Genomic DNA, 14817 nt, shown 5'->3' on the forward strand with positions numbered 1-14817 from the left:
GACTACATTTATAACTTTGAAGTATATGTTGGTTCTTGGCAACTTTTGGTGATCTTGGTTGAGACAAGGCAGAAGGCAGACGGCAGAGGGCAGAAGGAAGGAGAAAGGAAAAATTTCCACAATTGAAGCTCTGCTTGGATTATAAAATATCTGCATCACTTGAAAGCCGTCAGCGATCGCCCCAAAAAAGGTCACAAGTCCCACGCCCAGATAACAAAATGTTTTAAAACCTTCTGCCGTCTGCCTTCTGCCATGCCTTAAAGTGCGTAACTTTCAATGATCACCAAAATCTGACAAGAACCTATATGTTGGTCTAGTGCGGAGTGAAGCGTATCGTGTCCGTTTGGTCAAAATATGGTTCAAATCACAAATGCTGGGCGTTGCTCATCAAATTTGTAATGATTACTCCACTATATTGACTCACATAAAATTTAATCCAATCACAAGCTATATCTAGCTCTTCGTTAGAATGAGCATTACAATTGGCATAAGTTACTCTTTGGTTCAATTCATTTTCTATATCAGTGTTAAGGCTGGAAGAGTTACTAGTAAAAAAAACCATTGGAGTAATCTTGATTGGCTCTGCTAGTCTATCTGTAGAAACCACCTGTAAGTTATCAACTAAAACGTATATTTGTGGAATCCTGCTCATGTGTATAAATGATTTTCTAAAAAATTGGGTAAAAATTTAACTTTGCCGATGATATTGAAATACAATTTGTAGTCATCAAAATCAATTTTACTTACAAGCCTGTCAGGAATAGCAAGCGGTATACCTGAATGACAATAGTTATCTGAAGTCGCAGTGCATAGTAAACATTCTTGATTTTCTACTGTCACTGGCTTAAATCTTACAGAACCCACCCCCCTTTCTATCATGTGAAATTTACCATGTGGGTTATAAAATTTAATGCCTTTTTCTTCACGAAGGTAATGTTTAGCATCCATTCTTGCTCTGAAAGCATCTTCTGTATGATATAAACCGGGAGTACGTGGAAACCAATCAACTATCCGAAAGCCTTCTAATATCAAAGACTTAAAAGCAGTATTACGTTCGCGTAGTAACACTTTCCAAAAATCCTCATTTGATTTAAAGCCAAAATCAGTTCCATTTTGTTGAAAATTACCCGGCTTTTGCAAATTTGTATTCTTGAAATGTTGTAATAAAAAATTGATTACTTGTTTCGGAGGTAGTTCTGCTATTACTTTTTGCATATTTTAATTAGCGTTAGAAACAATAGTGAACCCTAGCTGATTTAAGAAAAGACTAGCAGATAGCCGAAAATTAGTATTATCGGCGTTTCGTTCAATGTTAATAGGTTTTGATTATAACCTTCGCCTCGTGAAAGAGTTGTATCTTCCTATTTCCGTTTGAACTCCATTTGAGCGAAGTGGTCTTGCAGCAGTTTGTGGATGAAGGTAACGACCACCACGCTGGAGGAATAATCGCTCGGTGCAGTAGTCGAGGAAACGGGCATAGTTCCAGGGGATGAGTTTGCTTTGGTAAAGAAAAAGATGCAACATAAAGTGTTGGGCATAATCGTCACTCATTCCAAGCATTCCAACAAGCAGGAATTGCACCCCGAATAATAGCCCCAAAGACAGCCCTCCAAACAGCCCTCCAAACAGCCCTATAAACAGCCCCAAAAAAGACCATGAAGGTATCCCAAGAAGAGGCAGCCCATAAATTAGTCCATTCATCATTGTAAAAAGTCCAAGAGGCAGCCCCATAACCAGCCCAAATATCAGCCCAAAAGACAACCAACACACTAGTCCATCTGTCAGTCGAACACACAGGCAGCGCATCATCAAAATCGGGAGACGCATCAAAGCAATCAGTCCACCATTCGGTCTAGCATTCAGCCCACCGCTCAGTCCAACACCCATTCCTAAAATCAGTCCAACACTCAACCCAGGCATCCACCCATAAATCAACTCAACACCTAGCCCTCCTACAAACCCACCAATTAGTCCAACAATCACCCAATACTTCTTTTGTTGATCAAGCGGAAGTATATAGAACACAATGTAAGGGGGGATCTCCCTAATCAAAAACTCTGTTTGATTAACCTTTTCCATTTGCCATGCCAGCCAGATTAACCAGTGAAGAGTCTGTCTGGGCGTAGGTGGTATGCGCCTGCGATAGGGACTGCTCTCAATCTCAAACGGCCGATGCAACATTTGCTCCACATACCCATCCAGCAAGTACTGAAGTTGATCGTTTGCGGTCTGCAATTGCTGCCATTGTTCCGTTGTGTTTTGAGGGTAGGTAAGTACTGCTATACTGAGTAACAAAGGGGTACGCAGGAACGCTAACAATTCGGGACTGCGGGCGATCAAGTCCCATAACTCCTGCCGTCTAACCTTGGTCAGGTAGTTCTGAATTTGTTGATCGCTCAACCCTTTCAAGTAAACCGCCCCGTTTAATTGCAGAGTAGTCTTGTAGTTCTCGTACTCTTCAATCCGGCTACACACCACCGCATAGCGCGGTGCAGATTCTCCAGCCAGAAAGCCATTGATCTGCCGAACACATAAATTCTGCCGTTCTGGAGCCACCTCATCCAATCCGTCCAGAAGGGGCAGCACAACTTGTTCTGTTACCCACTGCTTCCCTATCTTTTTGTCAAATCCATATCTAGTAGTCTACCAAGGGAACTTTGCTAAGTAAAACCTCTAATTGGTAAAATAGCCAAAAACGGGGTGTAATATGGCAAAAAAGTACATTGTTGACTTGAATGAAGATGAAGTTTCTCAGCTACAAGCAATAATTAAAAAAGGTAAGCACAAAGCAAGAACCATAACCCGTGCAAACATTCTTCTGATGGCTGCTGAAGGAGAAACGGATCAAGCGATCGCTAGCATAGTTAGAGCGCATGTTGCAACAGTGCAACGAATACGAGAAAAATTCGTCATTGGAGGGTTAGATTTTGCTTTAAAGGATGAAGTTCATCCACCAAAACCTAAAAAGTTAGATGAAAAACAAGAAGCATTTTTGATTGCAACAGCTTGTTCTAATCCACCAGTTGGAAGAGTACGTTGGACAATGCAATTATTAGCAGATCATTTAGTGAACGTTGGTATCATAGATTCAATCTCAGATGAAACAGTACGTCAAACTTTAAAAAAAATGAAATCAAGCCTTGGTTGAAAGAACAATGGTGTATTCCTGAAGTTAACGCAGAATATGTTTTTCCGAATGGAAGATGTGCTGGATCTATACAATGAGCCTTATGATCCTAAACGCCCTGTAGTCTGCTTTGATGAACGTCCATACCAATTAGTAGAAGAAGTAAGGCTTCCTTTGCCACCAGAGCCGGAGCAGCCTGAACGTTATGATTTTGAGTATAAACGTAAGGGGCAGTAAATTATTTGCATGTTTTCAACCCTTGGCAGGCTGGCGGCATATCGAAGTTACAGAACGTCGAACTAAAGCGATTTTGCTAAACAGATGAAAATTTAGTAGATGTTTGTTACCGAGATGCTGATGTTATTCGTTTAGTAGTTGATAACTTGATATTCATACGCCCAGTGCATTATACGAAGTTTTTCCACCAGAAGAAGCACGTCGAATTATTCAAAAATTAGAGTTTCACTATACTCCTAAACACGCTTCTTGGCTGAATCAGTAGAAATTGAATTATCTGTTTTATCTCGCCAATGTTTAGAACGGGCGTATTCCTATGCAGAAACATTAACTTCTGAGATTGCCGCTTGGGAGAAACAACGTAATCAGCAAAAAGCTAGTGTCTATTGGGGTTTTCAAACCAAAGACGCTCGCCGAAAAATGCAGCGTTTATATCCGAATTTAACCTAGCAAAGTTGGCTTGGCAGACTACTAGGTTTAGATTTCAGTTCTGCCACCAACCAATCAGTTAGAGATTGGCGGTCATCTTTCCATGAGGATAAGTTTAATAAAACCGGAACGGGATAATCAGGGTGTTCTTCCGCACGTTTGATTAAAGCTTGTGCTAGTTCTAATAGTGTGGTTGTTTTACCTGCCCCTGGCGCACCTAAAATTAACAGTTTACCTGCAATTTCTTCAGAATCAAAAACTTCTAAAATTGTTGTGGTATCTGGGAGAGGTTCAGCAGGCTTTAAGCCAATTTTTATCTCAGCATCCCAAGGTCTTTTTACCTGCTGGGGTTGCGGCTCTTTACCCAAATTAATCAGCACGGTCTTGTGTAGAGATTGCCTTAACCGTGCTGTAACTTCTTCCTTAACTGCGGCTAATAGTAACCGCTCGTTCTTGGGTCTGGCAGGGTTGCCTATTGGTGTTGTCTGCTGACCACCTAGAATATTAAAAATATTTTGAAAAACATTACCTTGAATATAGTCGCCTTCAATCCGTTCGTTATAATTACCTCCTTCAGTATTGATATTGCGGTTTTCAGGCGGGTTCGGCTCTTCCATATTTTTGCATGAGCTAAATTTTCAGCCTAGAAGCTGCGGGTTGGTAAACTATGAACTTAGAAGTATGTTAATTCAGTTTCCTTAATCTTCTATCTCTACTTCCTGCCAGCCTTTGATAGCACCAACAATAAAAGCGCCTGCTGGGTTATCAATAGCTTTTTCAAAAGCAGCCAAGCCACCTTCTTTAACCGCATTTATTACTCGTTTTTTCAATGTTGGGTTGCTTTCAATGCGATTTATGGCTTCTGCCGCTACTACCATTTGCTGTGATGTAGTGGTGGTAGGGTAAGTTTGCTCTAGCTGTTTTAGCAATTGCTGAATCTCAGCAGCAGCTTGGGCAAGGCTCTGCGGTTGTCCAGCCGCGTAGTAATTACCTTGGATATAATCGCGTTCAATGCGCTCGTTATAGTTGCCGCCGCCTGTGTTGATATTGCGATCGCCAGCCATTGTTGTATCTCCTTGAACTACTCGGTTGCCGTCACCTTGGACGTTATTGACATTGCCACTAACAGAACCATCAATTGAGAAGCTACCTGGATTTTGATTCATAGAACCTACATTATGTATTGTATTTATATAATAGATGTTAGGACTTTTTAGAATAAATTCCTTAAAATACTGTCTATGGTATTTGAATTATCATATTCTAAATCTAATTGGAGATCCTGAATTTCTAGAGTAAAATCTAATATTCTAGTTTTTATAGTGTCTAAAATCCCTACAACCACATCAAAGCTAACTAATCTATAGCACGTACCAACGATGCATTTGTATAAGTTTCTAGATGAGGATATACCGACATTGGTAAACTAAATGGAATTGATTCTCCATTAGATGATTCAATAATTGCTTGTAAAGCAGCAACACTTTCAAAAAAAACGTCTGTATGTAAAGACTCTATATGTTCTCTTGGAAAAGTCGATTTTATCCCTAGAGGTCTTTGATTAAGAAATACAATATTTCCAAAATGGAGTCCTTGTAAATCGCCAAATATAGGTACATATTCTAAAATTCTATAATCTGGCAATTCTATCCCCTCAGAATAACCTGTTAATTCATAATTAACCCAGGTTTTGAATGGAGAATAATTTAATTTATATGCTAAAGATTTGCACTGCCTCAATATGTCAGCTAACCTTATCTCTTGAGTATGACAGTTAATTTCAATATTCTTAATTAAATTTAATATTTCATTGGATTTAGACATATTTTTCGTTTCTAAAAATAATCATTAATGAATTGTTTATATAATTAAAATTTTATTTAAAATTAGCAGAGTTTTATGATAAATAATCGTCTAACATTAGAAACAACAGTTAACCATAGCTGATTTGAGGAAAGGTTAGGAGATAGCCAAAAAATTTTATTATCGGCGTTTGTTTCAAAGTTTCATGTCTACACTTTGGTGTAGAAACAGCCCAGATTTCAACGGCTCAAGCCTTCGGAATAACTTTCTTGTCGCCGGGAATAGTGATTGCCCCGCTTCGAGGTATCTCCTTTATCTCCTTATACTTTTTAACAGGTTTTGATTATAACCTTCCCCTCGTAAATTGGTTGTATCTTCTAATTTCGTTTAAACTCCATTTGGGCGAAGTGGTCTTGCAGTAGTTTGTGGATGAAGCGATAGCGACCACCAACACGTTGAAGAAATAGGCGCTCTGTGCAGTAGTTGAGAAAACGGGCGTAGTTCCAGGGGATGTAGCCGCTTTGCCATAAAGTAATACGTAATGCTAAATGTTGAATACAAGCAAGTCCACCGAAACCGTCAGTAATTGGTAGAAAGTACACAGCAAGAATCCATGAAACAAGTGCATCTGAGAAAAAGGGTATACATATTGCAATTATCAAAATAACAGCTATATAAATAGAGTTTTTAGCAGATTCCTTAATTCCTTGATTTGGGTAAAACTTGCTATTTACATCTACTCGTAAACCTAGAATTAAACCAAGTATAAACCCTCTCACTAGACCTAGAGCCAACCCAAGCACTAAACCTAAGATTAATATCAAAATCGGTACTAGAAATGCTATTAGTATCAAATACCAAAATCCAGAGCTTGCTGCTATTATTAGTGAAATAATCAATACTATGGCTGATACGAGGATAATAAAACCAGATACAATATCTCTTCCACGAGATATACCTGAGCTTAATCCATAAATAAAACCTTTGATGAATCCATTCCCAAATCTCTTGAACTCCTCCTTTTTCAAAGGAAACTTTAAATATTCAAGAGTCTCTATTCTTTTTAAACCAATATTGAATCCAGTCATAGCGCCTATAATAAATCCACTACAATTAAATATAAAGTCAATATTTTTGCAAAAATATTGTATTTCATTTATATAAATAAAAACTAATAGATTCGTTTTAGCAAATTCTAATAAACTATTACATGAAGAGGAAGCTGTAGCTATTACACAAAAAGCGATGATTAACATTGCGACTAGCCATTTTGATGAATTTCCACTTTTCAAATATTCTTCAGCTTGTTTAATATCTTGTTCAATTATACTTTTAATATCTTCAAAAGAATTAATATGATGTTTTTGATTATCTTTTTTATCATTGAAGGCTAAATTCAGGGTTATTACTAATAATATAATTACCCAACTTATAAATTGTCCGATAATTCCGCATAAAACTACTAATATTAATCTATACAATACTTTCTGATAAGACTTACTTAATAGATCAGGCTGCATATCTTCAATTAAAAAGTCAGACCTACCTTGCAATTGAATATTCTGAGCTACCCAGCATAGTTTTAAACAAGTTTCCTTAATCGTAGGCAGAGATTCCTGTTTAAATAAACTTTGCTTAAGACTGCGAGTAAACATTTGATGGATGTACGCATCCAGTAGTCTCTGCCTGAAATTTTCACTAGAAGTTATTTGTTTCCAATCGTTCTCTGAAAGCTGAGGAAAGACTAAGATAGTTACACTAAGCAAGAGTGGATTGCTAAGTAATTCTAGCAGAACAGAGTTGTTATGAAGAAAATTCCAGAAGTTATCTAGTTCAACTCTTTCAAGAAAAAGCTGAATTTGGGAGTTAGTAAAACCATGCAAAGAAATTGCTCCATTAAGAAGGAGTAGATTTGTGTATGCGTTATAATTTTCAATTCGACTACAAACTACTAGATATGGGGGTCTATTCTCATTTTTAAGAAACTGGTTAATTGCTTCAACACAGAATGGTTGCTGATGCAGTGACACCTCATCTAATCCATCTAGCATTGGTAAAATCAGACGGGATTCCAACCATTGCTTACTTATACTAGGTCGAACACCATACTTTGATTTTAGTTCTGAGATTAACCATTTTTCCAGCTTCGGACGCTTATTTTGCCATGAAGATAAGTTAAGTAAAATAGGAACAGGATAATCTGGTTGTTCTTCGGCACGTTTAATTAATTCTCGTGCTAGTTCTAATTGCGTGGTTGTTTTACCTGCTCCTGGTTCACCTAAAATTAACAGTTTACCTGCAATTTCTTGTGAGTCAAAAACTTCTAAAATTGTTGTGGTATCTGAGAGAGGTACAGCAGGTTTTAAACCAATTTTTATCTCAGCATCCCAAGGGCGTTTTACTTGTTGCGGTTGTGATTCTTTACCCAAATTAATCAGCACAGCATTGTGTAGAGATTGTCTTAACCGTGCTGTAACTTCTTCCTTGACTGCGGCTAATAATATCCGTTCATTCTTTGGTCGTTCAGGGTTGCCTACTGGTGTTGTCTGCTGCCCAAAGATTAATTCCTTGATGACGAACATCAAGTTGTTATTACCCTGAACTACTGTATTACCATCCCCCAGAACAGCTTGGTTATCATTACCCTGAACGGCTCGGTTTTGATTCCCCTGAACTACATTTTGAGATATAGAACTATCAGCCTGCTGCGTTGAATTTACATCAGGCTGTTGTTCAAAGTTATCAGGCGGCTGGCTCATAAATCAGTTCTACAATCCCAACAGGTGAGAACCAGCAGCAACACCTAACCAAGTTGCAACTTTCACAATAATCGGCTTGGCTATTGTCCAGACTTTCTGACCAGCTTCCACGCCCTTACTTGTTTTTTCAAGTGTTTCTGCCACAGTTCCCAAACGCTCTAATGCTCGTTGCTTATTTGGTTCTTCTTTATCTGTGGCTTTCTTAGCTGCACTCAAGTCTTCAATTACTTCTTCTTTAGTGTCGGCTGGGAGTTCTGCACCTTGAATTAAAGTTTCTAATTGTGCCAGTAACTTGACAACATCCTCTTTAGTTAGTGATTCTCCGGTATCTGCCCCCACTTGATTTTGTTGTGTTACTTGATTATTGTCACCAAGGACAGCCTGATTATTATCTCCTTGCACTGCGCGGTTGTTATCGCCTTGAACGTTGTTGACGTTGCCGCTTACTGAACCACCAACTGAGAAGTTACCTGGATTTTGATTCATGGAACCTACACTATGTATTGTATTTATATAATAGATGTTAGGACTTTTTAGAATAAATTCCTTAAAAATACTGTCGATTGTATTTGAATTATCATATTCTAAATCTAATTGGAGATCCTGAATTTCTAGAGTAAAATCTAATATTCTAGTTTTTATAGTATCTAAAATTCCGGCAATTAAATTGACACTAATAATTCTATAGGCAATGACTAAGGAGGTGTCAGAATAACCAGTTTCTAAATAAGGTAATATTGATTGTGGTAAGGGAAAACGTAGTACCTGGTTATTTGCTGAATCAATCATTGATTGTAAGTTAGCTACATTATTACGAAAAGGAAATCTGTGTAAAATTTCTATATGCTCTTTTAAAATCCTTGGGTCAACTTCTATAGGAGTTTTTTTGATAGTTACAATATTTCCAAAATGATTACCGATCAAGTCTCCAAACAAAGGTACGTTATCTATAATTCTATATTGTGGTAATTCTATATCTTCTGGATATCCAATTAACTCGTAATTGACCCATGTTTTCAGAGGGATATAATTTAATTTATATCCTAAAGATTTACATTGCCTTAATATATCAGATAGTTTGATTTCTTGACTATGACAATTTCTTTCAATGCTCTTAATTAAAATTAATAATTCATTATTCATTGACAAAATTTTCAGATAATTAATAATATAATTTTAGAGAATTCAGAAATAGTTTTGTATCAGACTGTTATTTATCATAATTATAAGGTAGTGGTTTGTTCATAATTTTAGTTCTATAACTCCAACGGCTAAAGTTTGCACCTGTTAGATTCGCCCCTGTAAAATCTGCACTGCGAATATCTGTATAGCTAAAGTTCGCACCCGCAAGGTCTTTCCTCCCTTTGAAGTTGCGTCCTTGGAGATTTCGACCGGAGAAGTCTTGGGGCATGGCTGGGTGCTGTATATAAACTGCTTTTTGGATACAGATATACCATGAACAATTCCAGAATTTTAACGCTTTAAGTTGATTGACTATTTTTAAGAGAAAAATTTAATGGAAATTGCAAGTCATAAACACCCTCGCTACGACGGGAGCGAACGCCGACTTTAGGCAAGAGGTAGACGAGCAATTGGGGAATTCACAGCAACTCTTGTAAAGGGCGAATCTCTTGGGCAGGAACTTAAGCCAGACTATGAAGCGATATGTGAGCGTACCCTTAACTTGCCTGAGATGGGGCGGCAGTCGGCAGAGGCAAGGCGATTGACGCATTTATCAGGGAATTGTCTAAGGGTGAGCGCTAACAATAAAACCCCTGGTGATTTACCAAGGGCTAATGTCTCCTGTCTTAACTCTGTCTAAATGTCTGTCTGCTCTGTCCATTGCTGCATAAGGATTCTGTCTAATTCTGTCCGTTCTGTCCGTCTGTCTGAAAATCGCTGATTTCGATGGTATTAGCATCTAGCCAGACGGCCAGACTGTTCTCAACCAACTCATTAAACAGTCGCTTCAACTCCTCCGAACTAAACCGTTGACCTTTTACCTTAAAGTTGGGCTGTATCTCCTGTATGACTGCCGATGTTCGAGAAGTGCGCTGGAGGAATTGCAGCAACGATTGGGCAATGGGTGTTAGTGATTGGGTTGGGCTAGAGTCTGCTGGGGGCTTCTCTAAATTAAATTCGAGTTGCCAGATGCGCTCTGCTGTTTTGTGATCGGTGGAAAGTTGGGGTTGAGTTGGGCTTTCTCCTGCCTGTGGCACTGGGCTATCAAGCCGAAAATCAATTCGCTTGTGGTCGAGCTTAGGCAGTTCAATATCAATCCATTGCCCATGCCCAGGTAGCTTAATCCTACCTCTACCACTGGCTTTTGCTTCTGTGGTGATTGGGTCAATAGTTGCAATTAGTTCTACTTCCAACAATGCAGCATCCCGAAGTTTTGATAGTCCTTTAGCTTTGGCTAAAATCTCCATTGTGCGGTCGTGAGCTACAAACAAAGGAATCATCAATTGTTTGCGAGATTCGGTCATGGCACACCGAAACCATTTACCAATAAAATCAGGGTCGGGCTTCCATTTTTCATCCTCACAATCGTCCGGCATTGGCTCAATTATGTTATCTGTCCATGTCGTAAATTCTTCACAGATAACTGATAGCATCTTGCCGCTATTTCTTAACCGTTCTGTCCACTGTTCTTCAGTCATGCCACTCTTGCGGTAATCTTCATAGCGCTGGCGCATTTCATCCATGTACCATTGCATGAATTCGGCTATTTCTTTGTAGCCAGTAATCAGCCGCACACCTCGCCACTCGACCTGTGTGCCGTGCGGGTCAAGCGCTACGATGTTCCACCCAGCTTGTACTTTCTTCCAGATAATCTCTCTGGTAGTCCAGGATTTACCAGCACCCATGCCACCAAAGATTAAAGTGGGGTAGCCGATAGTGTTTTTGATCCAGCGATATTTGTCAGTGGGAGCGATCGCTTGGCTGTCTGCCCCAGTAACCTTATCGTTGGGGTCAATCGTCCCCTGTAGAGTCTGGCTACCTTGTAGATAGGGCGTTTTCATCTCTCGCAACTGCTTAATATACTCCGCCTTCTGTTCTTCACTCATCCCAGCCGTCTGCGCCTCAAAGATTGCGTCAGTTGCCTCCATCTGGGTAACTTCAATCTCAGTGTGGGCGTAAATCTCGGCTTTGGTGATATCAACAGTGCGATCATTAGCGATTAAATCCAAGTCGGCTTGTAGTTGGACTTCTGCGATCGCAACATCTCGGTAACTCTCCAACAACTCGGAACGTGCGGCCATTTCTGCTTTTGCAGCATCCCGTTTTTGGGCAATGTCTTCAAAAACTGCTCTCTGCTTCTCTTCCGATTGGCAGTGCCGCAGCATCCACCCAGCTAGCGCAAACCCCAGGAATCCCCCAAACGCCCAAAACGGTTTATATGGGTTAGTCGCTTTCACGAGTCCGTTAACGCCCATTGCTGGGTCACGCACTACTTGAGGGGGCATTCCAGACAGTTTCCATTCTTGCCAGTAGAAGGGGGTCATGCGAAACGGTCGGTTATCTTTATCCCGACACACCAATGTTTTTGAAGGGGTTTTGATGCAGAAGTAGATCCGATCGCTGCTGGTTCCTTGCCAAGCCATTGCTGCCGAGCTAATTCCCACAGTTAAACTCAGCCCAATTGCGACAGCTTTCTTGTCCATCGGTAGGCGACCAAACCACAACATTAAACCCGATTGCTGTGACTCGGATAACTGTTTATGTTTCTCAGATAGATAGTTCATTTACCTCTCCTACTACCAAATAGAAAAAACATTAATATCGCTAGAAATATGCCCACTCCTGCACCATCCATCCAACTTGAAGATTCAGCAGTTTTTGGTTTATAAACCGACTCAATTGAAGTATTAGCAGTAATAGTAGAAGTTCTCGCTTCATTCCATTCACTAATCGGGTCAGAGAGCGCACACAATAAAGCCAGTGATGCACTGCAACCAGTCATTAAATTAGTGACGAAATTATTGAAGCCTTCACCTGTTGCAGTGGCAGTAAAGTAGAGGTGTGCAGTACCCACAGCTAAGAACATTCCAACTGGGTGAACTTGCAACAGATGAAAAGTAAAAATCACTGCACTATTTAGACAACTGCCAGCGACAATTTCACAAGCATTACCAGCACGTCTAAATGTTCTACCTCGGTTATTTTCTGGGAGTGGTGGTAACTGTTCGGGTTGTTGATGCTGCTTAGTTGATTGTGGTGTTTGTGCCAGCCCTTCATGCAAAAAAGGGCTGACGCTATGAGGATCTTCATTTCGTTTCCTTACTAGCATCAGCCTTATCCTTTTAACTAATAGTTATCTATCGCCTAACTTCTGCCACAAGTTACCCAACATTGCACCCCAACCTCTCACTGTTCCTGTTGCTGAAACACTAGAAGATGGTGCATGATTTTGGGATTGAATTGGTATCACTTCCTGGGGCGTTTGATTCGGCTCTAATGCTCTTGATCCAAACCTCGCACGGGCTAAAAGTTGTTGACGTTTCTCTCTCAGTCCTGTTGTGATTGCTTGCCTTTCGGCTTGCACAGTTTGTCTATTTTCTATCCCACTAATTTTGTTTTCATGTCTCCACAATTCTGCTTGTAAGTCGTGGTGTAATTGTGTAGCAACTTCGGTTAGTCCGTGCTTACGTTTTTGGTCAATTCGCAACAAGTCGGCTCTATCTTGGGCATCTATCTTACTCATCTCGCTGTCAAATTCAGCGTTTAGTTTGCGAATTTTGGCGATAGCACCTGCTACATGAGAGCCGTATTGTTTACGAAGTTCAGTCCAAGTTACTTGCCCTTTGGTCAACTTCTCCATCGCCTCAAAGACGACCTTGGCGTTGTCGAGAAATGGTTCTAATCTGTCAGATAATTCTTGGGCATTATTGGCGTAATCCGCAAACTGTTCTAGCTTATTTATATCGGAGAGATAGCCCAATATATCAGACTCAAACCCTCCCCAAGATTGTGCCTTTTCGTCAATATGGCTTGCATGACCAACTACCGGATTACGTATTGCAAAGTCCATTGCTGACACTCCTAATAAGGTATGTTGTCGTAGTCGATATTACTTGACTCTTGGGGCAATTCATCCCAGTAACCCATCTCTTCAAATCGGCTATAAATTCTCGTTGCTAATTGCCTTACTGGGTCGTCAAAATCATCAGAAATTAAATCAAATCGGTTGGAGCCAAACGCCAATATATTTGCAATATCAGGGTCAATCCCATTGCCCAAGAATTGACCAAATGCAGCAGAGTATGGATGGTCATCAATGGTTGAATGAGTCGCTAGAAATTCCGTTCCGGTGAAAGGTGGGTAATCTTCACTCTCTTCCAATGGTGTGGAAAGTGCCTCAATATCTGCCGAAATCATTGCTGCCCATTGTTCAGGATTTTCTACTTTGAATTGCTGCTTTCTCAGGGCGGAGTCGGTCAGAGGCGATTTGCCCCAATCATTAGGATTTTTGTAGTCAAGTGTCATTTGTTAGAATCCTTGTAACGATGTGTACTTGATGCACTTTCGGATGAGGCGATTGCACTTACTTTGGTCGGTCGGGGCAATCGCTTCATCATCAGTTCTCACAAAACTCAACAAGTTCAAAAACCTCCCTCTGCACTTGGTTTTGGCTTAATTCTTTGCGTCTGCCTTTCGAGTCATTGAATATGAAAGGGGCATTGACTCGACAATTAGACCGATGGCTGTAGCGGAGTTGTTGACCTCGAAATTCATACAAATGGTTACGCACTAAGGTTGTCGTTTCTAACATAAGTTCCTCAAACTTGAGAGTAGAACTCGATATTTAGGATGGCTTCGTGAATCTCCATCAAGGCTTGCACTGCATCACCTATTTTTAGGTCATTCGATGTACTGAACCGTTCGGACGCTTCAATTTGTTTGTAATTGGGAGATGCTTGCACGAACCTTAAAGTCTGTTCACAACCGAGGATGATGGTCATAATTTCGGTTGTTGTTAGCGATGGCTGTGTCTGCATGGTTTCTTGGTCGCTCATGACTTGTTTCTTCTCCTTTGGGTTTTGATTGGTGCGGCTGGGGCTTCTGGCTGACTCGGCTTTTGAAGTACATAGCTGATGGCCCCTGCACCACCCACGGCTGCGGCAATGGTGAACATATTGTTACGGCCGAAATACTGCACTCCGAAATAGCCGAGGGCTAGAAAGCCAAGGGCAGCAACAGAGAATCCAAGTGTTTTGTTGATTTTCATGGTTACGCTACGAACAAATCCTCAAAGTTACTTAAGCTGTCGGGTTGGGACTGGTCAGTTAGAGCAGGTTGTTGCTTGTGCTGACAGCAAAGTGAATTTTTATCTCGAAAGTAAGCCCTTAAAATCCAAGTCACAGCAGAGGTCAGGTCATCGGTGAGAAGCAGTTTTTCCGCCTCAGCCTTTACGGGGTCAATCAAATCTTTGGGGATGCAAACCCGGTTATCTTTCGCCAT

Annotated in this window: 17 protein-coding genes and 1 pseudogene; 1 reads left to right on the forward strand and 17 read right to left on the reverse strand. The window is 40.3% G+C overall.

What is annotated here, in order from left to right:
* Positions 1-364 precede the first annotated feature (364 nt).
* From GTQ43_RS33385 to GTQ43_RS33395, 3 genes are all read right to left on the reverse strand, one after another.
* Positions 365-652, reverse strand: coding sequence for a hypothetical protein (locus GTQ43_RS33385; protein WP_265277040.1), 288 nt, complete (start codon positions 650-652; stop codon positions 365-367).
* On the reverse strand, positions 649-1215 hold the full coding sequence (locus tag GTQ43_RS33390) for a hypothetical protein (RefSeq protein ID WP_265277041.1): 567 nt from the start codon (positions 1213-1215) through the stop codon (positions 649-651). Before GTQ43_RS33390 ends, GTQ43_RS33385 begins: the two co-directional genes overlap by 4 nt.
* Before the next feature lie 111 nt (positions 1216-1326).
* On the reverse strand, positions 1327-2586 hold the full coding sequence (locus tag GTQ43_RS33395; protein ID WP_265277042.1) for an NACHT domain-containing protein: 1260 nt from the start codon (positions 2584-2586) through the stop codon (positions 1327-1329).
* Positions 2587-2707: 121 nt separating this feature from the next.
* Here GTQ43_RS33395 and GTQ43_RS33400 point away from each other — a divergent pair.
* Positions 2708-3814: pseudogene (locus tag GTQ43_RS33400) on the forward strand (IS630 family transposase).
* Here GTQ43_RS33400 and GTQ43_RS33405 read toward each other — a convergent pair.
* The 14 genes from GTQ43_RS33405 to GTQ43_RS33470 all read right to left on the reverse strand — a co-directional run bounded on the left by GTQ43_RS33405 (position 3811) and on the right by GTQ43_RS33470 (position 14817).
* On the reverse strand, positions 3811-4410 hold the full coding sequence (locus GTQ43_RS33405; RefSeq protein ID WP_265277043.1) for a hypothetical protein: 600 nt from the start codon (positions 4408-4410) through the stop codon (positions 3811-3813). The pseudogene GTQ43_RS33400 and the gene GTQ43_RS33405 sit on opposite strands and share 4 nt — an antisense overlap.
* Before the next feature lie 81 nt (positions 4411-4491).
* A complete protein-coding gene (locus tag GTQ43_RS33410) occupies positions 4492-4959 on the reverse strand; it encodes a hypothetical protein (protein WP_265277044.1) in 468 nt (155 codons plus the stop codon).
* Positions 4960-5149: 190 nt separating this feature from the next.
* Positions 5150-5617, reverse strand: a complete 468-nt coding sequence (locus tag GTQ43_RS33415) for a hypothetical protein (RefSeq protein ID WP_265277045.1) — start codon at positions 5615-5617, stop codon at positions 5150-5152.
* A 356-nt stretch (positions 5618-5973) separates the two neighbouring features.
* On the reverse strand, positions 5974-8355 hold the full coding sequence (locus tag GTQ43_RS33420; RefSeq protein WP_265277046.1) for an NACHT domain-containing protein: 2382 nt from the start codon (positions 8353-8355) through the stop codon (positions 5974-5976).
* A gap of 9 nt (positions 8356-8364) precedes the next feature.
* Complete coding sequence (locus tag GTQ43_RS33425; RefSeq protein ID WP_265277047.1) at positions 8365-9498, reverse strand: hypothetical protein; 1134 nt, start codon at positions 9496-9498, stop codon at positions 8365-8367.
* Between the two features lie 67 nt (positions 9499-9565).
* On the reverse strand, positions 9566-9766 hold the full coding sequence (locus tag GTQ43_RS33430) for a pentapeptide repeat-containing protein (RefSeq protein WP_414859171.1): 201 nt from the start codon (positions 9764-9766) through the stop codon (positions 9566-9568).
* 451 nt (positions 9767-10217) lie between these two features.
* Entirely contained in the window at positions 10218-12101 is a 1884-nt protein-coding gene (locus GTQ43_RS33435) for an ATP-binding protein (RefSeq protein ID WP_265277048.1), read from the reverse strand.
* The gene (locus GTQ43_RS33440) at positions 12098-12646 is read right to left on the reverse strand and encodes a hypothetical protein (protein ID WP_265277049.1); all 549 of its coding nucleotides are present in this window, start codon (positions 12644-12646) and stop codon (positions 12098-12100) included. The genes GTQ43_RS33435 and GTQ43_RS33440 overlap by 4 nt, the downstream gene beginning before the upstream one ends.
* Positions 12647-12670: 24 nt before the next feature.
* On the reverse strand, positions 12671-13387 hold the full coding sequence (locus tag GTQ43_RS33445) for a hypothetical protein (protein WP_265277050.1): 717 nt from the start codon (positions 13385-13387) through the stop codon (positions 12671-12673).
* Positions 13388-13398: 11 nt separating this feature from the next.
* The gene (locus tag GTQ43_RS33450; protein ID WP_265277051.1) at positions 13399-13842 is read right to left on the reverse strand and encodes a hypothetical protein; all 444 of its coding nucleotides are present in this window, start codon (positions 13840-13842) and stop codon (positions 13399-13401) included.
* A gap of 91 nt (positions 13843-13933) precedes the next feature.
* Positions 13934-14128, reverse strand: a complete 195-nt coding sequence (locus GTQ43_RS33455; protein ID WP_265277052.1) for a hypothetical protein — start codon at positions 14126-14128, stop codon at positions 13934-13936.
* Positions 14129-14135: 7 nt separating this feature from the next.
* A complete protein-coding gene (locus tag GTQ43_RS33460) occupies positions 14136-14372 on the reverse strand; it encodes a hypothetical protein (protein WP_265277053.1) in 237 nt (78 codons plus the stop codon).
* The gene (locus tag GTQ43_RS33465) at positions 14369-14584 is read right to left on the reverse strand and encodes a hypothetical protein (RefSeq protein ID WP_265277054.1); all 216 of its coding nucleotides are present in this window, start codon (positions 14582-14584) and stop codon (positions 14369-14371) included. The genes GTQ43_RS33460 and GTQ43_RS33465 overlap by 4 nt, the downstream gene beginning before the upstream one ends.
* Positions 14585-14586: 2 nt before the next feature.
* The gene (locus GTQ43_RS33470) at positions 14587-14817 is read right to left on the reverse strand and encodes a hypothetical protein (protein WP_190732886.1); all 231 of its coding nucleotides are present in this window, start codon (positions 14815-14817) and stop codon (positions 14587-14589) included.

Source organism: Nostoc sp. KVJ3, assembly GCF_026127265.1.
Classification (GTDB): domain Bacteria; phylum Cyanobacteriota; class Cyanobacteriia; order Cyanobacteriales; family Nostocaceae; genus Nostoc.

Bases quoted from the DNA above. Each gene is read 5' to 3' on its own strand.
- GTQ43_RS33445 (WP_265277050.1), bottom strand. From the start codon at position 13,387: ATGGACTTTGCAATACGTAATCCGGTAGTTGGTCATGCAAGCCATATT.
- GTQ43_RS33415 (WP_265277045.1), bottom strand. From the start codon at position 5,617: ATGTCTAAATCCAATGAAATATTAAATTTAATTAAGAATATTGAAATT.
- GTQ43_RS33435 (WP_265277048.1), bottom strand. From the start codon at position 12,101: ATGAACTATCTATCTGAGAAACATAAACAGTTATCCGAGTCACAGCAA.
- GTQ43_RS33425 (WP_265277047.1), bottom strand. From the start codon at position 9,498: ATGAATAATGAATTATTAATTTTAATTAAGAGCATTGAAAGAAATTGT.
- GTQ43_RS33390 (WP_265277041.1), bottom strand. From the start codon at position 1,215: ATGCAAAAAGTAATAGCAGAACTACCTCCGAAACAAGTAATCAATTTT.
- GTQ43_RS33410 (WP_265277044.1), bottom strand. From the start codon at position 4,959: ATGAATCAAAATCCAGGTAGCTTCTCAATTGATGGTTCTGTTAGTGGC.
- GTQ43_RS33405 (WP_265277043.1), bottom strand. From the start codon at position 4,410: ATGGAAGAGCCGAACCCGCCTGAAAACCGCAATATCAATACTGAAGGA.
- GTQ43_RS33385 (WP_265277040.1), bottom strand. From the start codon at position 652: ATGAGCAGGATTCCACAAATATACGTTTTAGTTGATAACTTACAGGTG.
- GTQ43_RS33470 (WP_190732886.1), bottom strand. From the start codon at position 14,817: ATGGCGAAAGATAACCGGGTTTGCATCCCCAAAGATTTGATTGACCCC.
- GTQ43_RS33455 (WP_265277052.1), bottom strand. From the start codon at position 14,128: ATGTTAGAAACGACAACCTTAGTGCGTAACCATTTGTATGAATTTCGA.
- GTQ43_RS33450 (WP_265277051.1), bottom strand. From the start codon at position 13,842: ATGACACTTGACTACAAAAATCCTAATGATTGGGGCAAATCGCCTCTG.
- GTQ43_RS33440 (WP_265277049.1), bottom strand. From the start codon at position 12,646: ATGCTAGTAAGGAAACGAAATGAAGATCCTCATAGCGTCAGCCCTTTT.
- GTQ43_RS33430 (WP_414859171.1), bottom strand. From the start codon at position 9,766: ATGCCCCAAGACTTCTCCGGTCGAAATCTCCAAGGACGCAACTTCAAA.
- GTQ43_RS33465 (WP_265277054.1), bottom strand. From the start codon at position 14,584: ATGAAAATCAACAAAACACTTGGATTCTCTGTTGCTGCCCTTGGCTTT.
- GTQ43_RS33460 (WP_265277053.1), bottom strand. From the start codon at position 14,372: ATGAGCGACCAAGAAACCATGCAGACACAGCCATCGCTAACAACAACC.
- GTQ43_RS33420 (WP_265277046.1), bottom strand. From the start codon at position 8,355: ATGAGCCAGCCGCCTGATAACTTTGAACAACAGCCTGATGTAAATTCA.